This window comes from Allosaccharopolyspora coralli (genome assembly GCF_009664835.1).
Lineage (GTDB): Bacteria > Actinomycetota > Actinomycetes > Mycobacteriales > Pseudonocardiaceae > Allosaccharopolyspora > Allosaccharopolyspora coralli.
This window is the reverse complement of sequence record NZ_CP045929.1, coordinates 1,289,175-1,312,284: the sequence shown is the minus strand read 5'-3', so window position 1 is coordinate 1,312,284 and position 23,110 is coordinate 1,289,175. Positions and strand designations below refer to the sequence as shown.

23 protein-coding genes and 2 tRNA genes are annotated in these 23,110 nt (G+C 68.7%); 13 read left to right on the top strand and 12 right to left on the bottom strand.

From position 1 onward, the window contains the following. Window positions 1–3: 3 nt before the first annotated feature. Together GIY23_RS06265 and GIY23_RS06260 are read right to left on the bottom strand one after the other, a co-directional pair. Window positions 4–192, bottom strand: coding sequence for a hypothetical protein (locus tag GIY23_RS06265; RefSeq protein WP_154075789.1), 189 nt, complete (start codon window positions 190–192; stop codon window positions 4–6). A 171-nt stretch (window positions 193–363) separates the two neighbouring features. Next, window positions 364–437: transfer RNA gene (locus GIY23_RS06260), tRNA-Pro, on the bottom strand. A 124-nt stretch (window positions 438–561) separates the two neighbouring features. Between GIY23_RS06260 and GIY23_RS06255 the strand changes: the two genes are divergently transcribed. After that, window positions 562–632, top strand: a tRNA-Gly gene (locus GIY23_RS06255). Window positions 633–679: 47 nt separating this feature from the next. On the opposite strand, the gene GIY23_RS22955 is transcribed toward GIY23_RS06255, so the two are convergent. Together GIY23_RS22955 and GIY23_RS06245 are read right to left on the bottom strand one after the other, a co-directional pair. Beyond that, window positions 680–853, bottom strand: coding sequence for a VOC family protein (locus tag GIY23_RS22955; RefSeq protein WP_228717574.1), 174 nt, complete (start codon window positions 851–853; stop codon window positions 680–682). Then, window positions 846–1,235 (bottom strand): VOC family protein, encoded by a 390-nt coding sequence (locus GIY23_RS06245; RefSeq protein ID WP_154075788.1) that lies wholly within the window; start codon window positions 1,233–1,235, stop codon window positions 846–848. Before GIY23_RS06245 ends, GIY23_RS22955 begins: the two co-directional genes overlap by 8 nt. A gap of 133 nt (window positions 1,236–1,368) precedes the next feature. Here GIY23_RS06245 and GIY23_RS06240 point away from each other — a divergent pair, with 133 nt between their 5' ends. The 4 genes from GIY23_RS06240 to GIY23_RS06225 all read left to right on the top strand — a co-directional run bounded on the left by GIY23_RS06240 (window position 1,369) and on the right by GIY23_RS06225 (window position 6,448). Further along, a complete protein-coding gene (locus GIY23_RS06240; protein WP_154075787.1) occupies window positions 1,369–1,956 on the top strand; it encodes a MarR family winged helix-turn-helix transcriptional regulator in 588 nt (195 codons plus the stop codon). Between the two features lie 482 nt (window positions 1,957–2,438). Next, window positions 2,439–3,785, top strand: a complete 1,347-nt coding sequence (locus GIY23_RS06235) for an MFS transporter (RefSeq protein ID WP_154075786.1) — start codon at window positions 2,439–2,441, stop codon at window positions 3,783–3,785. A gap of 35 nt (window positions 3,786–3,820) precedes the next feature. Further along, window positions 3,821–4,780, top strand: coding sequence for an MBL fold metallo-hydrolase (locus GIY23_RS06230; protein WP_154075785.1), 960 nt, complete (start codon window positions 3,821–3,823; stop codon window positions 4,778–4,780). A 27-nt stretch (window positions 4,781–4,807) separates the two neighbouring features. Further along, the gene (locus tag GIY23_RS06225) at window positions 4,808–6,448 is read left to right on the top strand and encodes an FAD-dependent monooxygenase (RefSeq protein WP_154075784.1); all 1,641 of its coding nucleotides are present in this window, start codon (window positions 4,808–4,810) and stop codon (window positions 6,446–6,448) included. Window positions 6,449–6,654: 206 nt separating this feature from the next. On the opposite strand, the gene GIY23_RS06220 is transcribed toward GIY23_RS06225, so the two are convergent. Continuing rightward, window positions 6,655–7,533, bottom strand: a complete 879-nt coding sequence (locus GIY23_RS06220; RefSeq protein WP_228717573.1) for an alpha/beta fold hydrolase — start codon at window positions 7,531–7,533, stop codon at window positions 6,655–6,657. A 115-nt stretch (window positions 7,534–7,648) separates the two neighbouring features. On the opposite strand from GIY23_RS06220, the gene GIY23_RS06215 reads away from it, so the two are divergent. The 3 genes from GIY23_RS06215 (at window position 7,649) to GIY23_RS06205 (ending at window position 10,703) form a co-directional block, all read left to right on the top strand. Next, the gene (locus GIY23_RS06215; RefSeq protein ID WP_154075783.1) at window positions 7,649–9,109 is read left to right on the top strand and encodes an MDR family MFS transporter; all 1,461 of its coding nucleotides are present in this window, start codon (window positions 7,649–7,651) and stop codon (window positions 9,107–9,109) included. A gap of 118 nt (window positions 9,110–9,227) precedes the next feature. After that, complete coding sequence (locus GIY23_RS06210) at window positions 9,228–9,848, top strand: 2'-5' RNA ligase family protein (protein WP_154078651.1); 621 nt, start codon at window positions 9,228–9,230, stop codon at window positions 9,846–9,848. A gap of 96 nt (window positions 9,849–9,944) precedes the next feature. Then, entirely contained in the window at window positions 9,945–10,703 is a 759-nt protein-coding gene (locus GIY23_RS06205; protein WP_154075782.1) for a hypothetical protein, read from the top strand. 98 nt (window positions 10,704–10,801) lie between these two features. On the opposite strand, the gene GIY23_RS06200 is transcribed toward GIY23_RS06205, so the two are convergent. The 3 genes from GIY23_RS06200 to GIY23_RS06190 are packed head-to-tail and all read right to left on the bottom strand — an operon-like array spanning window position 10,802 to window position 12,432. After that, window positions 10,802–11,608, bottom strand: a complete 807-nt coding sequence (locus GIY23_RS06200; RefSeq protein WP_154075781.1) for an Fpg/Nei family DNA glycosylase — start codon at window positions 11,606–11,608, stop codon at window positions 10,802–10,804. Then, a complete protein-coding gene (locus GIY23_RS06195) occupies window positions 11,601–11,951 on the bottom strand; it encodes a hypothetical protein (RefSeq protein ID WP_154075780.1) in 351 nt (116 codons plus the stop codon). Before GIY23_RS06195 ends, GIY23_RS06200 begins: the two co-directional genes overlap by 8 nt. 10 nt (window positions 11,952–11,961) lie before the next feature. Next, window positions 11,962–12,432 carry a ribose-5-phosphate isomerase gene (locus tag GIY23_RS06190; protein ID WP_154075779.1) on the bottom strand — a complete coding sequence of 157 codons (471 nt, stop codon included), beginning with the start codon at window positions 12,430–12,432 and terminating at the stop codon, window positions 11,962–11,964. A 362-nt stretch (window positions 12,433–12,794) separates the two neighbouring features. Here GIY23_RS06190 and GIY23_RS06185 point away from each other — a divergent pair, with 362 nt between their 5' ends. Beyond that, entirely contained in the window at window positions 12,795–13,586 is a 792-nt protein-coding gene (locus tag GIY23_RS06185) for an MBL fold metallo-hydrolase (protein ID WP_154075778.1), read from the top strand. Window positions 13,587–13,716: 130 nt separating this feature from the next. After that, a complete protein-coding gene (locus GIY23_RS06180; RefSeq protein WP_222850248.1) occupies window positions 13,717–14,871 on the top strand; it encodes a Fic family protein in 1,155 nt (384 codons plus the stop codon). A gap of 29 nt (window positions 14,872–14,900) precedes the next feature. On the opposite strand, the gene GIY23_RS06175 is transcribed toward GIY23_RS06180, so the two are convergent. Beyond that, window positions 14,901–15,515 (bottom strand): mycothiol-dependent nitroreductase Rv2466c family protein, encoded by a 615-nt coding sequence (locus GIY23_RS06175; protein ID WP_154075777.1) that lies wholly within the window; start codon window positions 15,513–15,515, stop codon window positions 14,901–14,903. Between the two features lie 224 nt (window positions 15,516–15,739). On the opposite strand from GIY23_RS06175, the gene pepN reads away from it, so the two are divergent. Further along, a complete protein-coding gene (pepN, locus tag GIY23_RS06170; RefSeq protein WP_154075776.1) occupies window positions 15,740–18,319 on the top strand; it encodes an aminopeptidase N in 2,580 nt (859 codons plus the stop codon). Window positions 18,320–18,423: 104 nt separating this feature from the next. Here pepN and GIY23_RS06165 read toward each other — a convergent pair whose 3' ends face one another. Continuing rightward, the gene (locus GIY23_RS06165) at window positions 18,424–18,909 is read right to left on the bottom strand and encodes a DUF5130 family protein (RefSeq protein ID WP_154075775.1); all 486 of its coding nucleotides are present in this window, start codon (window positions 18,907–18,909) and stop codon (window positions 18,424–18,426) included. Further along, a complete protein-coding gene (gene ctaJ / locus GIY23_RS06160) occupies window positions 18,896–19,141 on the bottom strand; it encodes an aa3-type cytochrome oxidase subunit CtaJ (RefSeq protein ID WP_154075774.1) in 246 nt (81 codons plus the stop codon). Before ctaJ ends, GIY23_RS06165 begins: the two co-directional genes overlap by 14 nt. A gap of 514 nt (window positions 19,142–19,655) precedes the next feature. Here ctaJ and GIY23_RS06155 point away from each other — a divergent pair. Further along, on the top strand, window positions 19,656–19,991 hold the full coding sequence (locus tag GIY23_RS06155; protein ID WP_187352047.1) for a hypothetical protein: 336 nt from the start codon (window positions 19,656–19,658) through the stop codon (window positions 19,989–19,991). 16 nt (window positions 19,992–20,007) lie between these two features. On the opposite strand, the gene GIY23_RS06150 is transcribed toward GIY23_RS06155, so the two are convergent. Next, window positions 20,008–20,631, bottom strand: coding sequence for an HNH endonuclease (locus tag GIY23_RS06150; protein ID WP_187352046.1), 624 nt, complete (start codon window positions 20,629–20,631; stop codon window positions 20,008–20,010). A gap of 184 nt (window positions 20,632–20,815) precedes the next feature. On the opposite strand from GIY23_RS06150, the gene GIY23_RS06145 reads away from it, so the two are divergent. Further along, on the top strand, window positions 20,816–22,939 hold the full coding sequence (locus tag GIY23_RS06145) for a prolyl oligopeptidase family serine peptidase (protein WP_154075773.1): 2,124 nt from the start codon (window positions 20,816–20,818) through the stop codon (window positions 22,937–22,939). Window positions 22,940–23,110: the final 171 nt, after the last annotated feature.

Here is a 23,110-nt window from a genome sequence, read left to right as displayed (position 1 = left end):
GGATCAGTTCGGCGCGACGGCCGTCACGACCTCGCCAGGCAACCGCGTGCCCGAGCCGTCGGGGGTTTCCACCAGAACGGACACCGCGATCAATGCCGCTGCGACGACAGCGAGCGCGGCCACCACGACGACCGCAGGGCGCACCAGTCGGGCCGACGTCGCCGAGGGAACGGGCGAAACCTCTTGCTGCACGTTCGAGTCATCGAAACCGCAGCACAAACCGTTACCGCAGCGCTCCGTCGCAGCACACGAGGAATCAGCCGAGACCAGCCGACCGCCGGAGAACATCAGCGAAATCGCAGCTCACAAGGGCCGAAATGAGGAATCGGCCACCCGCGTGGCGGATGACCGACCCGTCGACCGTCGGGGTGGCGGGATTTGAACCCACGACCCCTCGCACCCAAAGCGAGTGCGCTACCAAACTGCGCCACACCCCGGTCGCGCCCCGTCCGCACCCGAATACCCGGGTGCGTTGCAAGGAGCCTACCCCGACCCGTTAAGCTGGGTCCCGCAAGGTCAACCGAGCCCCGGCCAACCGGACCACTCGGAGAAGCCCTGCACGCGGGCGTAGCTCAATGGTAGAGCCCCAGTCTTCCAAACTGGCTACGCGGGTTCGATTCCCGTCGCCCGCTCCGACCAGCGCGTGAGTCTTTTTGGTTGCTATGACCACCAAAAAGGCTCACGCCTCATTTGCGAGGCTCAGCTGCCAGGACACACCGAACCGGTCACTGGTCCAGCCGAACGAGCCGAAGCCGTAGTCGTCCAACGGCATCAGCGGGTTGCCGCCGTCCGCCGCCTCCGCGTCGCCCTTCTGAAACATTAGGAACGGGGTCAGCTTCTGCAGCTCAGGCACGATGTTCCTCCGGGTCGATGGTGTCGGCACCCTCGCGAGGTTCCAGCAGGCAGAACTCGTTGCCTTCCGGGTCGCGGAGGACTACGCAGTCGGCGTCCTCGCCCTGACCGATGTCGACACGTTCCGCTCCACGAGCTCGCAGCTGTTCCACGGCCGCGGCCTGGTCCTCCGCATAAAGATCGAGGTGGAGCCGATTCTTGGTGATCTTCTCGTCCGTAACCGGGACGAAGAACAAGCTCGCCGTCGCGCTGCCAGGGCAACGCACTTCCACTCCGGCCGACGTTTCGGAGACGACCTCCCAGCCGAGGGTTTCGGCCCACCAGTGAGCGCAGGCCGAAGGGTCGCGGGCGTCGATCGTCAGTGCTTCCCAGCTCAGCTTCACAGGGACACACTAGCGAGAGGTACGCGACGGGGCCGATCAAGACAGGCCGAACACGACACTGCCCGAAGTGGACGGCCGAGTGCGTCGTCGGCGCGTCCGGGCTCGGCGATCACGTCGCGCCTACCATCGGGCCATGTCTCAAGCCCAGGACGGCGGATCGGACCGCGACGACGCCGACCGGGTCGACCCGGTGTTCGAGGACACCCCGCGCGGGGCCCTTCCCGTCGTGGAAAGGGCGCTCGGACGCACGGCGGAGCGACTGCCGGACGTCGACCGTGCCGCGATGACGATGGTGTTGTTGCTGCACCGTGTGGCGAACACCGTCGTCTACGACCTGGAGTCGACCGTCCACCGGCCCGCCGGGTGGAGCTGGTCGGCGTTCCGCCTGGTGTTCACGCTCTGGGCGAGCGGGCCGCAGGAATCCAGCCGGGCCGCTGAACTCACCGGGATGAGCCGCGCGGCGGTGTCGAGCCTGTCGAAGACGCTCAGCGCGTCCGGACTGGTGCGGAGCACGCCGGCCGATCGCGACCGTCGCGCCGTGGTGCTCTCGCTGACGGACGAAGGCACCGAGCGGTTGGAGTCGACGTTCCAGGCGCACAACGCTCGTGAAGCGGAGTGGGCGGGCCTTCTCACAGCGGACGAGGTCGCCACGCTGAACGTGCTTCTGACGAAGCTGGCCTCCGCCGCGCAGACGGCGAACTGGGTCAGCCACCGGTCCTGATGAAGGCGCGCGGGTTGGCGGTTCCGTAGCGGACCCCTCACCTCACGACGAGCTGCCGGATCGTCGACATCAGGTAACGCCCTACACCACGTCGACGCTTGCCTCGCCGGCCGGCGCTGAACCCCAGCACCACCCGCCCGAGTGGGGACAACTCCACCCCCTGTGGACAGCGGGGTGGCAAATTCGCGCGAATTTGCCACCCCTTGCCGGCAGCGCGCGGAGCGAACGGCACTTTGGCCTCGTGTGGTGGGGCGAAAGTGCCGTTCGCCTCATGGCGCACCGCCTCGAGCTGAGGCGCCTGTCCTGCCCTGAACTCGCGAAACCGCCCGTTCGCTGTGACGGACATCACGTCTATCTGAATGGTCACAGGTTCGCCGGGCTCTGGTGTGACGCAGCTCTCTGTGCTTTCCTCCGTTTGTCAAACCTTTGATTGGTTTCCGAGTCCGAAGCCGGAAGCCGCCCGCACGACGGGAAGGGCCCCGATGAGCAGCGTTCCCCATGCGTCCTCCGAGCCGGCGGCGACACCGCCGCCGAGCGCCTCCGGCAGCCAGCTCCGCCGCGTCGTCGGCGCGAGCCTCGTGGGTACCACCATCGAGTGGTACGACTTCTTCATCTACGCCTCGGCCGCAGGCATGGTCTTCGGCGATCTGTTCTTCCCGGCACTCGACGGAACGGCAGGGCTGCTCGCGGCCTTCGCCACCCTCGGTGTCAGCTTCATCGCCCGCCCTCTGGGCAGCGTCGTGGCCGGGCACCTCGGTGACCGGTTCGGCCGCAAGATCGTGCTGGTCGTCACGCTGCTGATGATGGGCGGGGCGACCGTGGGAGTCGGCCTGCTGCCCGGGTACCAGACGATCGGCGTCGCGGCACCGATCCTGCTCGTCCTGCTGCGCCTGGTGCAGGGATTCTCCGCAGGCGGCGAATGGGGCGGTGCCGCACTGATGTCCGTCGAGCACGCCAGTCCCGGGCGACGCGGCTTCTTCGGCTCCTTCCCGCAGATCGGCGTCCCGATCGGGTTGCTGCTGGCCAACCTGGTGTTGTTCACCGTCACCGCGATCACCACGCCCGAGCAGTTCCAGGCCTGGGGATGGCGGGTGCCGTTCCTGCTGTCGGTCGTGCTCATCGCCGTCGGATTCTTCGTGCGCGCCAAGGTCTCCGAGAGCCCGGTGTTCACCGAGCTCCGCGAACGGCGCGAGCGGCGCTCGGCCCCGCTGACTGAGGTGTTCCGCTCGAACTCACGCGAACTCGTCGTCGCGATCGGCCTGTTCATCGCGAACAACATGATCGGCTACATCCTGATCGCGTTCCTGACCTCCTACGGCACGCGCCAACTCGACCTGGAGAGCTCGACGATGCTGTTCGTCGGCATGGTCGGGGCCGTCTCGTGGGGAGTGTTCACCCTGCTGGCCGGACACTGGTCGGACCGCTGGGGACGACGGCACACCTACCTCCTCGGCACGCTCGCGCTTGGCGTGTGGAGCATCCCGTTCTTCCTGCTCATCGACACCGCCTCACTGCCGTTGATGCTGCTAGCCGTGGTCACGCTCGGGTTCGGACTCGGCCTGACGTACGGGCAGCAGGCCGCCACCTACGCCGAACTGTTCCCCACGCCGATCCGCTACAGCGGCGTCTCGTTCGCCTACGCCTTCGGCGCCATCCTCGGCGGCGGATTCGCCCCGATGGTGGCGACCTGGCTGATCGACGTCACCGGCACCTCGCTGTCCGTCTCCGGCTACATGCTCGCGACCTGCCTGGTCACGTTGGCCGCCGTGCTCGCGCTGCGGGAACGGCCTGCCGCCGAACGCGAGGCTTTCGTCCTCGCCACCGACTGAACACCACCTCCCTCCGTACGAAAGGAACGATCCCGATGGCCAAACCGTTCGCCTCCTCCGCCGACACCGCCGCCAAGGAACAGACGCTGGAAGTCCTCGCCGACGGCGTCTACGCGCTGACCGCCGAGGGCGACCCCAACATCGGAGCGATCGAGGGCGAGGACTTCCTCGTCTGTTTCGAAGCGCTGGCCACGCCGGTCGCCGCCGGGAAGTGGCTGGCCATGCTGCGCGAACACACCGACAAACCGGTGCGGTACCTCGTTCTCTCGCACTACCACGCGGTGCGCGTCCTCGGCGCGAGCGCGTTCGGGGCCGACGCCGTGGTCTCGCACGAGATCACCCGCGACCTGGTCGCCGAGCGGGGGAAACAGGACTGGGACAGCGAGTTCGCCCGGATGCCGCGCCTCGCCGAAGCGGCCGACACCGTTCCCGGCCTGACGTGGCCGACGCTGACGTTCGCCGACCGGATGACCATCGACCTCGGCGGCAACCGGGGCGAGCTGGTCCTGCAGTACCACGGCCGGGGCCACACGGAGGGCGACATCACCGCCTGGCTGCCGCGCCAGAAGATCCTGTTCGCCGGCGATCTCGTCGAGGCACAGGCCGCGCTCTACACCGGCGACGCCTTCCACCGCGAGTGGGCGTCCGGCACGCTCGACCAACTCAAGGCACTGGAGGCCGAACAGCTCGTCGGCGGACGCGGTGCCGTCAGCCGCGGACGCGCTGAGGTCGACGCCGCGATCGAACAAACCCGCCATTTCCTGCGGGTCATGATCAGCGAGGTCGACGCGGTACGGCGGCGCGGCGGCAGCCTCAAGGACGCCTTCGACGCCACCCATGCCGCGCTCAACGACGACTACGGGCACTGGCCGATCTTCGAGCACTGCCTGCCGTTCGACGTCTCACGACTGTGGGACGAGCTGTCCGGTGTGGACCGTCCGGTGATCTGGACCGCCGAACGCGATCGGGAGGTCTGGGCCCAGCTGCAGGGATGAGTCCCTTCGTGACGACGGGAGCAACCGATGTCGGAGACCGCATCGAACGTCCTGCCCACACCGGGGACTTGGCCGGGGGAACCGGTCCTCGTCCTCGGTGCCGGGCCCGTTGGCCAGACCACCGCCCTGCTGCTGGCGCGCTGGGGCGTACCCGCGATCCTGGTCGACCAGCGCCCCCGACGGGACGCCCACGGGTCCAAGGCCATCTGCCAGCAACGCGACGTCCTCGACGTCTGGGAGGCCGTCGGCGCGGGCGGGCGCATCGCGGCGGAAGGGCTCACCTGGTCCACGGCGCGCACCTTCTACCGCGACACCGAACTGTTCAGCGTCGACCTCGCGACGAGCGGTCATCCCGCCTTCCCGCCGTTCGTCAACCTCTCCCAGAGCCGCACCGAGCAGATTCTCGACGACTGCCTCGCCGCCGAACCGTTGATCGACGTGCGGTGGGGCGCCCAGGCGATCGGCGTCGAGCAGGACACCACGGGGGTCGAGGTCCACTGCACCGACGGGACGGTACTGCGCAGCTCCTATCTCGTGGTGTGCACCGGAGGGCACAGTGCGCTGCTGCGGCGGATGCTCGGCGTCCGTTTCGACGGGCATTCCTTCGACGACCGGTTCCTGATCTGCGACATCCGCGCGGACCTTCCCGGCTGGGACACCGAGCGCCGGTTCTACTTCGACCCGGCGTGGAACCCGGGTCGCCAGGTGCTCATCCACCCGTGCCCGGACTCGACGTACCGGATCGACTGGCAGGTCCCCGGCGACTACGACCTCGAAGCCGAGGAGGCCTCCGGGGCTCTGGACGATCGGATCCGGGCGATCATCGGTGACCGGCAGTACGAGATCGTGTGGCAGTCGGTGTACCGGTTCCACTCGCGGGTCGCGAGCCGGATGCGCTGCGATCGGATCCTGCTCGCCGGGGACGCGGCACACCTGTACTCGCCGTTCGGTGCGCGCGGTCTGAACTCCGGGGTCGGGGACGCCGAGAACGCGGCGTGGAAGATCGCCTACGTCGGACGTGGCTGGGCACCGGAGGGCCTACTGGAGACCTACCACGACGAACGCCATGCGGCGGCCAGGGAGAACCTCGCCGTCACCACGGCGACGATGAACTTCCTCGTGCCGCCGGACGAGGAACGTGCGCAGCGGCGCACCGAGATCCTGGAGAGCGCCACCACCGAGCCCGGCGCTCGGGCCGACGTCGACTCCGGTCGGCTGTCCGAGCCGTTCTGGTACTGCGTCTCGCCGCTGACGACCCCGGATCCACGTCGCCCCGCCGTGGACAGACCGCCACGCGGGCAGGTTCCACCAGCGGGCCCGGGAGTGCTGCTGCCGGACGTCCCGGTCCGTACCCCGGACGGCCCGAGTCGTCTCCGCGCGTTGGCCAGGGACGGATTCCTGCTGCTGGCGGGTGCCGAGGTCGAGACGGCGGCGGCACGGAGAACCGTCGCGCACGTGGACACGCCCGTGCGGGTGCTCGCACTCGACGAGATCGACCCGGACGGCACGGTCCGCGACGCACTCGCGACGGCACCGACAGAGCTCTGGGTAGTGCGTCCGGACGCCCACGTCGCCGCGGTACTCACCGATCCGACGCCGGAAACGATCACGGCGGCACTCACACGGGCGACCGCCGCGACCGCGGCCGAGCCCGCGATTCAACGGTGAGAGGGTGTGCGGATCGTTCTGCGTAGCCGGTTCCCTCGCGGAACCTCACCTCCCGGCTGGCTGCGGGATCGTCGACATCGAGTGGCCACTGACACCAGCTCGATGCTGTCTCGCCAGCCACGAGGGGCGAACCCGCCGATGGCCGGTCTGCGTAGCCAGCGGAAACCGTCGGCGCACCACTCGACGACCGAGGAGGTCGCACCGGATCACTCGGCGAGGAAGTTCCCGATCATCGTGTTCACCCGCGCCGGGCTCTGCCGGTTCGGCCAGTGCCCGTGGCCGGGAAGCAGTTCGAGCCGCGCGTTCGGCACCCGCGCCGCAGCCGCCAGGGTGTGTTTCGGCCTGATCGCGACGTCCCGGTCACCTTGGAGAAACAGCGCAGGACAGGAGATCTCCTGCAGTCGTGGGCGGAGGTCGACGTGCATCCGCCGGAAGCCGATCGACGAGTTCTGCCAGTCGGAGGAAGCCGCACCGTGCGCCCGCACCTCCGCCTGGACCTCGTCGACGAGGTCGTCGACGTCGTCCGGCGGGGTCGGCACGAGTCCGCGCCGCACGAACGAGCGGACGCTCGCGCGCGACCGCAGCATCCAGTTCGGCACCGTGCGGTTCAGCAAGGCGACCTTCGCGGTGAGCCACAACAACTGGTGCACACCCACTGGGAAGGACACGACTCCGGCGGGCGCGATGGCCACGAGCCTGCTCACTCGCTGTGGCTCGTCGATGGCGTACGCGAGCGTCAGCGCACCACCCTGGGAGAGCCCGACGAGGTCGACCGCGTCCACACCGAAGTGGTCGAGGACCTCGGTGACGCAGCGCAGCATCCGCTCGTGACCGGCGTGCCCGCGCCACGGTCTGCTCGCCCCTTGCTTCGGCCAGTCCAGTGCGAACACCCGATGCCGTTCGGCGAGCGCGGGGATGAGGTGGCGCCAGCTCAACAGGGCGTTGTCGACACCGGCGCCGCTGAGCAACAGCACCGGGCTGCCCCGCTCGCCCGCCAGGAGGACGCGGAGCCGACCCTCGTCGCACTCGACGAATCCGGACCGCCACCCGCTCGACTCCATACCCACCCCGCGCGTCGTGATCATGGTCACTGTACCGCTCGTGGGCCCCCACCTGGTCGCTGTCGGTGGCTGCGCGCATTCTGGGGGGTGGGCCGATTGCCCGGCATCATTGCGGCGGAGACGACAGCGAGGGACGTGCGTGCGACACCTGGAGTACAAGTGGCTGGTCGGAATCACGTTCGTCCTCGGACTCGTGATGCAGATCCTCGACGTCACGGTGCTCAACGTCGCCCTCGCCACGCTCGGCCGTGAGTTCGACGTCGGAGCGGGCGTGCTGCAGTGGGTCCTCACCGGCTACATGGTCAGCCTCGCGGTGTTCATCCCCGCCTCCGGTTGGATCGCCGACCGATTCGGCAGCAAACGGGCGTTCCTGTCCGCCGTCGTGATCTTCACCGTCGCGTCCGTGCTCTGTGGTCTCGCACCGAACGTGTGGGCCCTCATCGCAGCACGCGTCCTGCAAGGCGTCGGCGGCGGCATGCTGGTGCCCGTCGGCCAGGCCATGCTCTTCCGCGCGTTCCCACCACACGAGCGCGCCAAGGCGTCCGCCGTCCTCGCGATCCCCATCACGATCGCGCCGATGCTCGGACCGCTGATCGGGGGCGTGCTGGTGCAGTTCGCCAGCTGGCGGTGGATCTTCTTCATCAACGTGCCGGTCGGTGCGCTCGCCCTGACGTTCACGGTGCTGTTCCTCCGCGAGGAACGGCAGGAACGCCCCGGAGCGTTCGACGTGCCCGGCTTCGTCCTCGCCGGTGCCGGACTGGCGTTGCTGCTCGTCGGGCTCGAACAGAGCGCCGGGAGCGGGTGGAGCTCCCCGGCGTCCTGGGCCCCGCTGGCCGCGTCCGCACTGCTCATCGGCGCCCTGGCCTGGCGTGAGCTGTCGGTGCGGCACCCGATGCTCGACCTGCGCCTGCTGCGGGACCGCATGTTCGGCACCGGCAACGCACTGCTCATGTGCATGACGGGTGCCATGTTCAGCGTACTGTTCCTGACCCCGCTGTACGTGCAGAACGTGCGGGACGGCTCGCCGACACTGGCCGGGCTGGTGCTCATGCCGCAGGCGCTGAGCATGCTGCTGGTCACCCAGGTCGTCAGCCGGGTCTACGGACGCATCGGGCCGCGACGGCTCATCCTCGCCGGATTCGGCGTCCAGCTCCTGGTCGGCCTCGCCTTGCAGACGCTGACCGAGACCACGCCGATCTGGTGGCTGATCACGTGCCTGACGGCCCAGGGTGTCGCGATGGCGTTGCTCATGACGCCGGTGCAGACGGCCACGTTCGCGCGGATCGCGTCCGCGTCGATGGGCCGCGCGAGCTCGCTGTTCAACTCCGGCCGCCAGGTCGCGATGGCGCTCGGCACCGCGATCGTGGCCACGGTGCTCGTCGCGGCCACGAATCTCGCGCTCGCCGGCCTAGACCCGGCTCGGCCCGAGCTGGCGGCGCAGGCGCAGATGGCCGGTTTTCGCGGCGCCTACCTCGTCACGCTCGGGTTCAGTGTGCTTGGGGTCCTGGTCGCGTTGCGGCTACGGGACTCCGACGCGGCGCCCACGCTCGACCCCACGCATCGCGCGGTCGAACCCGAACAGACCGGACGGGTCGGTTGAGCACGGCGACCGGCACGGGAGCGACGGACCGGTCGTCGTGGCACCGAAACGCTCATGAGATAACTCATGAACGCTCCACACGACGCTCCGCCGGTGCACTATCGGAAAGGTGACCGACATGCAGCACGCCGACCAGGTTCGCGTCCACTCCCGCTGGCGTCAGGACTGGAGTTCCGGGCGCACCGCCTACGCCTGGCTGCTCCCCCTCACCGAACAACCCGGCCTGCGCAATCTGGTCAACGAATACCAGTACGCGCTGCGCGACCTTCCCGGTTTCGACCTGGTCCCGCTCGAGTGGATGCACATTCTGCTGCAGGAGGTCGGGTTCACCGACGAACTCCCCGAGTCCACAGTGGACGATCTGTTGGCGGCCGGCCGCAAGTCGCTGAACGGGATCGACCCGCTCACCCTGTCCTTTCACGAGAGCGTCGTCCTTCCTGAGGCCCTCGCCTTGCCCGCCGAGCCACAGGCCACGGTGCAACACCTGCGCGAGGCGTTGCGTTCGGCCTCCGAGAGCGTCCTCGGCTCCGCCATACCCGCCGAGCCGGACGAGACCGACCGGCACGTGAGCCTCGCGCACTCCACCGCCGAGGGGCCGGGCGTGTTCGCAGCCGCGGTGCTGTCCGGAACGGGCGTCGAGGCGACCACCGCGACAGTCCCCGCTGTCACCCTGGTCAAGCTCAGCCGAGATCACTCGTCCCTCGAATGGGAGAAGGCCGGCGAGATCACCCTCGGCTGACGTACGCCTGTTAGGGGAAACGGTGGGTGACGACGCGTACTGTCGGAATCATCCGAATCGTGACCGGTGCCGACCGGCCTGACCTGCGGAGGGCTCATGGACACAGCCATCTGGTTCGGCGTGATCGTGCTCGCCGTGATCCTCGCGTCCGTGTGGTGGGTACGCCATCGCGCGACCGTGCGGGAACGGGAACTGGCCGACGCCCAAGCCGAGTCGCGGCGCTGGATGGAACGCCTCGGCGGTCAGGTGCTGAATCTGGTCGGGACGAACGAGGCCGCCAAACAGGCGCTCGCCGACGCCTCTGAGCGCCATAACGCGGCGGCGTCCCAGCTGCAGCAGGCGACCTCGCTGGAGCAGTGTCGTCTCACGACGGAGACTTCGCTGGAAGGTCTGTACTACGTACGTGCGGCGCGAACCGCGATGGACATGGATCCGGGCCCGGACCTGCCCGACCTGAGCGGACAGCGGAACGCGGGCAGGGTGACCGAGTACCGCGAGGTCGACGTCGACGGGCAACGACAGATCGCCTCTCCGGAACCGACCGAGCGGACGCCGCACTACTACCCGGGCGGTCGTGTCGCAGGCAAGCCGGTGCCGGAGGGCTGGTACAGCGATCCGTGGTGGAAGCCGGCGCTGGCCAGCGGCGTCTGGGTCGCCGGTTCGTACATGATGATGAGCGCCATGTTCATGGGCATGGCCGGGGCACCCGCTTACGCGGAGGGCGCCGGCGCCATGGACGGCGGCGCCGGTGACGGCGGCGACCCCGGCGGCGGGGACGCAGGCGGCGACACCGGCGGTGGCGACATGGGCGGCGACGGCGGCTTCTTCGACGGCTTCGGCGACTTCGGCTTCTGACCCACCCACCGAGCCCGGGTGGCAAATTCGCGCGAATTTGCCACCCGGTTATCCACAGGAGGCGGAGTTGTCCACAGGTCGGCGGCTGGGTGCCGCGGTCAGGACTGGCAGGTGGGGCACCAGTAGAGCTTGCGAGCGTGCAGGTCGGTGAGAGCGACGGGCGTGGCACACACCAGGCACGGCAGGCCGGCCCGCCGATAAACGTATACCTCGCCACCGTGCCGGTCCTCGCGCGGCGCCCTGCCGGTCACCTGCGGCTCGTGTTCGGGGCGCACGGTGTCGATCCGGCCGACTTTCACCCCGTCGGCCATGAGGTCGACCAGGTCACCCCAGACGAGTTCCCACCGCTCGCGCCCCAGCGACCGGCCGGACGTCGTGGGCGGGATGCCGTGACGGAACAACACTTCCGCGCGGTAGACGTTACCGACTCCCGCGAGCACGGTCTGATCCATCAGCAACGCCGCGATGCTGGTGCGCGAGCGTGAGATGCGCTGCCAGGACCGTTCGGGGTCCGCGTCGTCGCGAAGCGGGTCGGGACCGAGCTTCGCGCGCCGTGACTCGGCTTCTTCCGGCGTGATGAGGTCACATCGGGTGGGTCCGCGCAGGTCCGTGCCGCGCTCTTCACCTTCGAGACGTAGCCGCACCTGCCCCCGAGGTTCCGGGGCGGGCAGCGCGAAACCGGTGAACCCCCCGTACAACCCGAGGTGGACGTGGACGACCGCGTCCGTGGCGTAGTGGTGGAAAAGGTGCTTGCCGTGCGCCTCGGCACGTTCGAACAAGACCCCGTCGAGCTGCGCCGCACCGGCGGTGAATCGGCCTTGCGGGCTGCTGACGCGGACGGCACCGTCCCCGAAGTCGGCCTGGTGCTCCCGAGCGAGCCGGTGCAGCGTGTGTCCCTCAGGCACCGGCCAGCACCCACAGGACGATCGCCTCGAGCACGTAGACCAGCAGGCACCACCCGGCGACCACAAGCCCACGCCGCGCCGCACCCGGACGCCAGCGACGCAGGTAGCCGACGACACCTCCGGCGAGCACCGAGGCGAGAGTGAGCAGAGCTCCACCCGCGATGAGCCAGACACCGATACCGAGACCGCAGTCGGGACTGCCGCACACGGCCTCGATCCCGCCCAGCATCGGCGGCACCGCTCCGGCGTTGAACGCGTACAGCGCGACGACCCCGACCAGCGTGACGCCGAACGCCACCAGGGGCGTCAGCAACCAGCCGGCCGGGGTCGGTCGAGTGGTCATCTCCGGAGGGTCACGCCTGCGGCAACGCCGGAGGCGTTCCGGTCCGCTCGTACTCGGAGAGCAGGTCGATGCGACGCTGGTGACGGCCGCCCTCGAACTCGGTCGACAGGAACGCATCGACGATCCGCTCGGCCTCCTCGACGGTGTGCATCCGCGCACCGAGCCCGGCCAGCAAGGCGTTGTTGTGCTGGCGAGAGAGCTGAGCGGTCTCCACGTTCCAGGTCAGCGCGGCGCGAGCGCCGGGGACCTTGTTCGCGGCGATCTGCTCGCCGTTGCCGGAACCACCGATGACGACGCCGAGGCTGCCCTCGTCGGCGACGACGCGGCGAGCCGCTTCGACGCAGAACGGCGGGTAGTCGTCCTCGGCGTCGAACGCCGCCGGGCCGACATCGGTGACTTCGTGACCCTGCTCGGCGAGCTTCTTCACGAAGTGGTTCTTGAGTTCGAATCCTGCATGGTCGGAACCTAGATAGACGCGCACACGCGCAGTGTGCCAAACGCCGTGACGCCCCCGGAACCTGGCTATCCTCCAGCGCATGATCCGCGGCGGGGAGCGTGAGTCTTTTTGGTGGCTATAGCAACCACAAAGGCTCACGCCTCTCTTGGCCCGTCGTGGTGGAGTGCTCTCGTTCAGTACCTGTGTCGACGTAGCCGTCGGACGCGGCGACCGAGTCCTTCCACACAGGTGGCGAGTCCGTCGAGCGAACGACGCGGCCGCTGACCGGCGTGAGTCTTTTTGGTGGCTATGACCACCACAAAGGCTCACGCATGAGGACGGGCTGGGCGCGGGGGCGATCATCGAGCCACTGTTGCGGGGAGGAAGGACGTGGAGAGTGGTGCTGCGTGAGCGAATGGTCTGAATTGGCGGACGGGGTGTTTGTCCGTCGCTACACGGAGTTGGACCTCACCGTCGGCCTCGTCGTCGGCGCCGAGCAAGCCCTCGTCGTGGACACGCGCGGCGACCGAGCACAGGGTGCGGAACTCGCGGCTGCCGTGCGCGAAGTGACAGAGCTGCCGTGGCAGATCGTGCTCACGCACGGGCATTTCGACCACTGTTTCGGCACCGAGGCGTTCCTGCCCGCGCCGGTGTGGGCGCACGAGCGCTGCGCGCGCTTCCTCGACAGGACCGCAGAAGTACAGCGCACCACGTGGGCCGAGCACTACCGCGCCGAAGGCTCACCCGACACCGTCGAAGCACTGGTCGGGACGTCGGTGGTCCGACCGGATCACCTGGTCTCCGAACACACGACCCTCGACCTCGGCGGCCGCCGCGTGCGGCTGCTGCACTTGGGATCCGGCCACACCGATCACGACCTCGTCGTCGAGACGGATGCGGTCGTGTTCGCGGGAGATCTCGTCGAGCAAGGCGCCCCGCCCGACTTCGAGGACGCACACCCGGAATCCTGGCCATCCACTATGGACTCGCTGCTCGATCTCGGTGCGGAAGTCGTCGTCCCCGGCCACGGGAATCCCGTGACAGCCGACTTCGTCCGCGAACAGCAAGCGAACATCGCCGAACTCGCCGAACTTTGTCGCAACCACCGACTCGGCCTGATCACCGCATCCGAAGCGGAAGCCGAGTCCCCCTATCCCGGACCCACCACACGCACAGCGCTCGATCGCACCACCCGCTGACCGATCCCTTACACGAACGGGCGAGCAGGTGGCCGAATGATTGCGACATTGAGACATCGACCCTACCGTGTGTCTCAATGTTTCGGACATTGAGACATCCCGACCACATACCCGACCGAAGGAGCGGAGATTGACCGAACTCTTCGCCCTACCGACGCTCGACGCAGCGGATCACGAAGTCGCCGAAGACGTACACCGAATGCGTCGCGAGCTGGCTTCCGCACTCCGCGCGCCACAACGCTGGGCAGGCGGTCTGCGTCGCACGATGCTGGCTCGCGCCATCCAGGGGTCCAACAGCATCGAGGGGTACGTCGTTTCGGTGGACGATGCGGTCGCGGCTGTGGACGAGGAGGAACCGCTGAGCGCCGAAGAGCGCACCTGGGCGGAGATCGTCGGTTACCGGCAGACCCTGAACTACGTACTGCGCATGGCGAACGACCCGCACTTCCACTTCGACACCTCAGCGATCCGCAGCATGCATTTCATGTTGCTCAATCACGACCTGTCGAAAGATCCCGGGCAGTATCGGACGCGTTCGATCTACGTACACGACGACAAGCTCGGTGCGAACGTCTACGAAGGCCCCGATGCCGAAAACGTTCCGGAACTCATGAGCACGTTCGCGCGCTCGCTCGACGAGCAGACGGCGTGCGACCCACTCACTGCAGCGGCGATGGCGCATCTGAATCTGGTCATGATCCACCCGTTCCGCGACGGCAACGGTCGCATGGCACGTGCCCTGCAGACGCTCGTGCTGGCCCGAACGTCCATCGTGGAACCCGCGTTCGCCAGCATCGAGGAGTGGCTGGGACACAATACCGACGACTACTACCGGATACTCGCACTGACCGGAGCGGGGCACTGGAACCCGCACCGCGACGCGCACTGGTGGATCAAGTTCAACCTCCGCGCCCACCACATGCAGGCGCAGACGCTGCGGCGTCGAATCCGCAATGCGGAACGCATCTGGCTACGACTGGACGACATCGTCGGCAAACACGCACTGCCGGAACGCGTCACCGACGTTCTCTACGAAGCGGTGCTCGGGTATCGAGTCCGCCGATCCGGGCACCTCAGACGCGCCGAACTCGAGGGGCGAACTGCAACCCGGGACTTTGCTCGTATGGTCCAGTTCAACTTGCTCACAGCAGTCGGCGAAACGCGCGGCAGACATTACGTCGCGGGACCGGTGTTGGATGAACTCCGGGCCGAACTCCGGGCCGACCGTTCGATGCTCGACGATCCGTATCCGTGGATGCCCGCCGCGCTCCGCGCACCGCGGTAGCCGTGCGGCGCGCGGGCGGACGCGGGAACTCAGTCGAACTGGGGATCTTCGGTGCGGCTGCGCTTGAGCTCGAAGAAGTACGGGTAGCCGGCGAGCAGCCGGGCGCCGTCGAAGAGCTTGCCCGCTTCCTCGCCGCGCGGGATACGCGTCGTGATCGGGCCGAAGAACGCCACACCGTCCACGTGGATGGTCGGTGTGCCGACCTCGTCTCCCACCGGATCCATCCCCGCGTGGTGACTGGCCCGCAGTTCCTCGTCGTAGTCCGTGCTGGATGCGGCTTCGGCGAGCGAAGCCGGCAGACCGACCTCGGCGAGCGACTGCTCGACGACCTGGGTGAAGTCCTTGTTGCCCTCGTTGTGGATGCGCGTGCCCATCGCCGTGTAGAGCGGGGCCACGACCTCGTCCCCGTGGTGCTTGGCCGCGGCGATCACCACGCGAACCGGGCCCCATGCCCGGCTCAACAGGTCGACGTAGTCGTCCGAGAGGTCCCGGCCCTCGTTGAGCACGGACAGGCTCATCACCCGGAAATGCAGGTCGATGTCACGGACCTTCTCGACCTCCAGGATCCAACGCGACGAGACCCACGCGAACGGGCAGACCGGGTCGAAGTAGAAATCGACCCTGGCACGGTCGGCACTGGTCATCGTCGAAAACCTCCAAGGCGTGAACGGATGTGCTGTGAGCAGCTACCGAGGTACAACGGACTGAAGGCGCGAAATCTTCCCGGCCACCGCTCGCGGATGCGTCCCGGCCGACACGCCGATCACCGCGGCCGTGTCGGGAACGCACCGACACCGCGAGCGTGATTGGATGCCTTGCGCCCTGCCGGTGGCAAGACCGGCCCCTACGACGAGCAACGAGGTGTCCCTTGGCCCCGCCGAACCTCACACGTGAGCAGGCCGAACAGCGTGCGTCGCTGCTGGAGGTCCATTCCTACACCGTCGACCTGGACCTCTCCGGCGGCGCCGACGGTCTCGCCGTCGAGACCTTCGGCTCCACCACGACCGTCCGGTTCTCCTGCACGCGCGTCGGCGCGGACAGCTGGATCGACATCGTGGCCGCTCGGGTGCACTCGGCGGTGCTCAACGGGATCGAACTCGACGTCTCGGGCTACGAGGAATCGGACGGCATCCGGCTGCCCGACCTGGCCGAGGACAACGAACTCGAGTTGCGCGCCGACTGCCGCTACATGAACACCGGCGAGGGTCTGCACCGGTTCATCGACCCGGTCGACGGCGGCACCTATCTCTACAGCCAGTTCGAGACCGCCGACGCCAAGCGGATGTTCGCCTGCTTCGACCAGCCCGACCTGAAGGCCACCTACCGGCTCACCGTCGACGCGCCCGCGGACTGGAAAGTGGTCTCGAACGCCCTGGCCGAGGTCGCCGACGTCGACGGCCGCACCCGCAGGCACTCGTTCGAGACCACGCAGCCCATGTCGACGTACCTGGTGGCGCTCGTCGCCGGGCCGTACGCGGAGTGGCGCGACACCTACCCCGCCGAGAACGGCAGGCCCGAGATCCCGCTGGGCCTCTACTGCCGCGCTTCGCTGGCCGAACACCTGGACGCCCAGCGGCTGTTCACCGAGACCAAGCAGGGATTCGCCTTCTACCACCAGGCGTTCGGTGTCCCGTACCCGTTCGGCAAGTACGACCAGTGCTTCGTGCCGGAGTTCAACGCCGGTGCCATGGAGAACGCGGGTTGCGTGACCTTCCTCGAGGACTACGTTTTCCGGTCGCGGGTCACCAGCTACCTCTACGAGCGGCGCGCCGAGACGGTCCTGCACGAGATGGCGCACATGTGGTTCGGCGACCTCGTCACCATGCGGTGGTGGGACGACCTCTGGCTCAACGAGTCGTTCGCCACCTGGGCCAGCGTGCTCGCCCAGGCCGAGGCCACCGAGTACACGCACGCGTGGACGACGTTCGCGAGCGTCGAGAAGTCGTGGGCCTACCGGCAGGACCAGTTGCCGTCGACGCACCCGGTGGCCGCCGACATCCAGGACCTGCAGGCCGTGGAGGTCAACTTCGACGGCATCACCTACGCCAAGGGCGCTTCGGTGCTCAAGCAACTCGTGGCCTACGTCGGTCTGGAGAACTTCCTGTCCGGGCTGCGGGTGTACTTCGAGCGCCACGCCTGGGGCAACGCGACCCTGGACGATCTGCTCACGGCGCTGGAGGAGGCCTCCGGTCGCGACCTGTCCTGGTGGAGCGCGCAGTGGTTGCAGACCACGGGACTGAACATGCTCCGTCCTCAGTTCAGCCTCGACGAGCAGGGTCGATTCACCTCGTTCACGGTCGTGCAGAGCCCCGCCCGCCCCGGAGCGGGTGAGTTCCGCACGCATCGACTCGCCATCGGCATCTACGACGAGGACGGCAGCGGCGGGCTCGTCCGCACCCACCGGGTCGAACTCGACGTCGACGGCGAGCGCACGGACGTGCCGGACCTCGTCGGCGTGCATCGGGGCCGTCTGCTCCTGGTCAACGACGACGACCTCACCTACTGCACGATGCGTCTCGACCCCGAGTCGCTGGCGTGCCTCATCGACCGCATCGGCGACGTGCAGGACGCGTTGCCGCGTGCGCTGTGCTGGTCGACGGCGTGGGAGATGACCCGAGAAGCGGAGCTGAAGGCCCGCGACTTCGTGTCGCTCGTGCTGGGTCGTTCCACCGACAGCGGCATCGGCGCGGAGAGCGAGATTGGAGTCGTGCAGCGGGTCCTGCTGCAGGCCCAGACGGCGTTGAACTCCTACGGCGCCGAGGACTGGCAACCGGAGGGGTGGCAGCGCTACAGCACGCGGGTGCTGGAGCTGGCGCGCGCGGCCAAGCCGGGCTCGGACCACCAGCTCGCCTTCGTCAATTCCCTCACCAGCTCGGTACTGAGCGACGAGCACCTGACCGCCGTGCGCGGTTGGCTCGACGGCACCGCCCCGCTGGAAGGGCTCGTCGTCGACACCGACCTGCGGTGGACGCTGCTGCAGGCACTCGTCGCGCACGGGGCCGCGAGCGAGCAGGAGATCGACGCCGAGCTCGCCCAGGACCAGACGGCGACGGGGCGTCGCCGTGCGGAACGGGCGCGTGCACTCATCCCGACCGAGGACGCCAAGGAACGGGCGTGGCAGCGGGCGGTCCACGACGACGAGCTGCCGAACGCGGTCAGCGACGCCGTCATCGCGGGATTCCAGCACCCGGCGCAGCGCGCGCTGCTGGCGCCGTACGTACAGCGCTACTTCGCGGAGATCGACGAGGTCTGGCAGCGACGCTCCAGCGAACGTGCGCAGCCGACGGTGATCGGCCTGTTCCCGTCGTGGGCGGTGCACCAGGACACGGTCGACGCGACCGACGCCTGGCTCGATGGTGAGCACCCCGCCTCGCTGCGCAGGCTCGTCTCCGAAGGGCGGGCCGGGATCGTCCGCGCCCTCGCGGCGCGCGAGTTCGACCGCTCCTGACCACGCACACCACTGCGCCCCTCACCGGGAATCCGGGAGGGGCGCAGTGCTGTCGTGTCGGCGAGGTCGTCGATGCGACCTGCTCGGTGCGGTGGGTGGTCGGCTCAGTCGCGCCTGCGGTCGCCCGCGGCGTCCGAGAGCATGCGCAACGCGCTGGTGAGCCCGTCGACGTACTCGTTCTCCTTGAACGAGGCGACCATGCTCATGACCGCGAGTTGACAACTACGGTCCGGGACCCTGCGCTGCGACTCCTCGCCGGTGACGATCTCGACGACACGCTGGGCCGGTGAAACGGCGATGAGTACGCCGTCGGCCGCACGGGCCCCGAGCGCGCCGTGCACGGACTCCGCCTGTTCGCGCGTCTGCTCACCGAGATCCCCGAGGTAGACGGCGAACTCCAACCCGGTGCTCCGGCTGGAGAGCGTCAACGCCTCGTCAAGCCGCGCGAGTTCCCCGGGACGGAACGGCGACGGCCGCTGCGAACGTTCGACGCGGCGCGCGACGGAGAGCCGGCCGGTGGGGGTGCGCGCCTCCCCGACATCAAGGTCCCGGTCGGTCTCGGCCTGGGTGGCGATGTCACCAGTTGCCACGTGCGCCTCCCCGAGCGGCTGTCGTCCGCGAATCCTGGTCGCTGTCCTGCCGCGACCCGTCGGCGCTCACGCCCGCGGGGTTCGCCACCCACAGCACGGGCTCGAAGTCCCAGTCCTCGCCCGCCTGCGGGCGGGAGCGGACGAACTTCGGCCACAGCGTGAGCAGCATGATCACGCCGTAGATGAGGGCCGGGGCCACCACCAGGGCAAGGACGGTCTGCAGAACGGTCACGCCCGTACGGTATCCGATGACCTTCGCCTCGTGGGCGTGACCTGTCCCGCGAGCCCGGCCGAGCCTCGGCGTCTCTCAGAGGGCGGTTTCGGACCTCGTTCGCGCAGCCGTAGAGGGCGCGCGGAGTGACCTGCGTTGGTGGTTCTGCCGCGGAACCTCACCTCAGCGGACGGCGCCCGTACCTTTCGAGCGCCGTTCCTCGTCCGTAGCGCAGCTACCCCGTGTTGCCTCGGGCGGCAACTCTCTCACCGCACCGTGGCACTTTCGGAGCAGTCCGGGCGGCTGGATGGAGTCGCCCCAGAAGGTCGCACCGGCCGGGCGAGTTGGTGGCTTGTTTCTCCCCGCCACCACTCTTAGTTTTCACCTGTATGGATCTTGCATCGCTGCACACGCTTGCTGAGGGTGTGCAACAACCGGACGGAGTCACAGCATGACGAACAACAACACCGCCATCCAGGCTCGTTTCACGACTCCTTTTTCTCACGACTCGAAGACCGTCGAATACTCTCCGAGTTTGAACGCGACTCCCCGAATGCGTGATCGCGGAGTGCGTATCAGCAGCCGGACGGTTCTGCGCAGCACGAATACGGAGCGTGACTCAGCGGGGCGTGGTGTCCGCATCAGTACCGCCGACAGTGGCGTGCGCATCTCCGGTCAGCAGGGCGTCCGCATCTCCGGCCAACACGGCGTCCGCATCTCCGGCCAACACGGCGTCCGCATCTCCGGCCAACACGGCGTCCGCATCTCCGGCCAACACGGCGTCCGCATCTCCGGCCAACAGGGCGTGCGCATCTCCGGCCAACAGGGCGTGCGCATCAGCGGGCGTGAGAAGGCACTGATCGGTGCCTGAGGACGTCGGACGCCCGTCAGGCCGCGGACACTCCCAAGTACGGCAGCCACTGTGGGTCGGTCTCGGCCAGCCCCGAGACCAGCCTCCAGTGCCTGCCGCGCGGCGCCTGCGGCACGACCGGCAGGCGCCACCCCAGGTCACTGAGGGTCTTGTCCGCCTTGCGGTGGTTGCACTTGGTACACGAGGCCACGCAGTTCTCCCACGAGTGCGGCCCGCCCTTGCTGCGCGGCACCACGTGGTCGATCGTCTCTGCCCGGCCCCCGCAGTACACGCAGCGGTGACCGTCGCGGTGCATCAGCGCGGCCCGGGTCAACGGAACGCGCCCCCGGTAGGGGACGCGGACGAAGTTGCTGAGCCGGATCACCGACGGCACTTCGACGCTCGTGGTGGCCGAATGCACCACCATGCCCGCCGCGTCCCCGTGGACGACCTCGGCCTTTCCGCACACGACCAGGACGAGCGCTCGACGCAACGGCAACGCGGTGAGGGGCTCGAAGGTGGCGTTGAGCAGCAGGACGCGCTGCTTGCGCCAGCTCGGGCCGGCGTGTCCGTTCGCGCCGGACTGGTTGCGCGGACACAGCGGGCCTCGCGACGTCAGCCCTGACGCTGCGCCGATCGGAGTCGGTATTCGGTCGTGCACGCGACCACCTCCACCGGGGTATCGCGCATAGTCGAACACACAACGGGCCCGCTGCGCATGTGTGATCCGCAACAGATCACGCCGGTCCAGTGGAACGAACCGTGAACACGAGCGTACGCACCGGCGAACGCCCTCGTGCGGTGCCCCACCGTTCGACACGCCGTCGCCCGTATCGTCGAACGGCGTGACCGACACTGCGCGCGAGACCCAGCCGTACCCGGATGCCCAGCGTGAGGCGCTCGTCGAGGACCTGCACGGTCATCGAGTCGCCGATCCCTATCGATGGCTGGAGGACTCCGAGGACCCACGGACGCAGGAGTGGTCGACCGCTCAGGACGCCCTCGCACGGGAGTGGCTGGACGTCTTACCCGGCCGGGAGGCCGTGTCCGAGCGGATGCGGTCGCTGCTGCGGGCGGGTTCGGTGGGGGTGCCGGTCTGGCGTGCGGGCCGCGCCTTCTTCACACGCAGACTGGGCGAGCAGGAGTTCCCCGTTCTGTTCGTGCGGGAGGCCGACGGCTCGGAACGTGCGCTGATCGACGTCGCCGCGATGGACCCGTCGGGACGGACGACGCTGGACTCGTGGTCGCCGAGCCTGGAAGGTGACCGGCTCGCGTACCAGATCTCGGTCGGCGGCAACGAAGAGTCCTTGCTGCACGTCCTCGACGTGGCCGGCGGGGAGCTGCTCGACGGGCCGATCGACCGCTGCCGCTACTCGTCGATCGGCTGGCTCCCGGGCGGTGCGGAGTTCTTCTACGTTCGGCGCCTCCCGCCTGAGGACCTGCCGGACGGCGAGGAGCAGTTCCACCGCAGGGTCTGGCGGCACCGGGTCGGCTCCGACGCGGGAGAGGACCTCTTGGTGCACGGTGAGGGTCTGCACCACACGTTCTACTTCTCGGCGAACGTGTCCCGTGACGGTCGCTGGCTGCTGGTGCAAGGCTGCCCGGGAACGGCGCGGCGCGACTCGGTGTGGATCGCGGACCTGGACGCGTCGAGTGCGGACCGTCCGGAGCTGCGGCAGATCCTGGACACCGAGGAGGGCATTCGCGCCTCCGCGTGGGTCGAGCGCGACGGCAGGCTCTACGTGCAGACGACGTGGGACGCGCCGCGCTGGCGACTGTGCGTGGCGGACCCGGAGACGCCCGAACGCCGGAACTGGACGGAGCTGGTCCCCGAGGACCCGGACTCGGTGCTGGAGGCCGCGCGTTGGTTCGACGGGGGCGACGACGCTCCCGCACAGCTCGTCGTGTTGCGGACGCGGCACGCGGTCTCCGAACTCGCACTGCACGACCCCGAGACCGGCGCACGCAGCGAGGTGCTGCCGCTGCCGGGAACGGGCCAGGTCACCAACGTGACGACGGTCGACGAGGGGACCGACTCCGGCCGGGACCAGCTGTGGATCGGCTGGACCGACTTCGCGACGCCCCCGTCCGTGCATCGCTACTCGCACGCCGCCCGCGAGACCGTGCTCGACGAAGCGGCTCCCGGCGCCGCCGACCTGCCCGAGGTGCACACGAGCCAGGTCTCCTACACCTCCGCGGACGGCACGACCGTGCGCATGTTCGTGCTGAGCCCCACCGAGCGGCCGGACCGGCCGCGCCCGGCGCTGCTCACCGGCTACGGCGGGTTCTCGCTGTCGATGGAGCCGGGCTACGCGCCCTCGGCGCTGGCCTGGGTGGCCGCAGGCGGCGTGTGGGCCGAGCCGTCGCTCCGTGGCGGCGGCGAGGAGGGTGAGCAGTGGCACCGCGCGGGAATGCGCGAGAGCAAGCAGAACGTCTTCGACGACTTCCACGCTGCCGCCGAACACCTTCTGGCGACCGGTCGGACCACTGCGGAGCAGCTCGCGATCACCGGCGGCTCCAACGGCGGGCTGCTCGTCGGTGCGGCGCTGACGCAGCGGCCCGAGCTGTACCGGGCGGTGGTGTGTTCGGCACCGCTGCTGGACATGGTGCGCTACGAACGGTTCCTACTCGGCCGCACGTGGAACGAGGAGTACGGCACCGCCGACGATCCCGACGAACTGGCCTGGTTGCTGTCGTACTCGCCGTACCACCACGTCCGGGCCGGCACGGAGTACCCCTCGGTGCTGTTCACGGTGTTCGAATCGGACACACGGGTCGATCCCCACCACGCCAGGAAAATGTGCGCGGCGATGCAGTACGCGACGATCTCCGATCCCGCCGACCGGCCCGTGCTGCTCCGGCGGGAGACCGAGGTCGGGCACTCGGCTCGTTCGGTCTCGCGCACTGTGGGCCTGGCGGCCGACCAGCTCACTTTCCTCGCGGAGGCGACCGGACTCGCGTGGGAGTGAGCGCACCGTCCGCGATCACCTGAACACAACACGTACCGCTGGGTTCGATTCGGTAACGCTGACGTCACGGGAACCGATCGAAACAGACGAGTGCTCTTTCGGCCGACGCGCCGAGGGGGCCGTCGGGCACCCCCGTCCCGACCCGTGCGCCACGTCGCACCGCAGACCTGA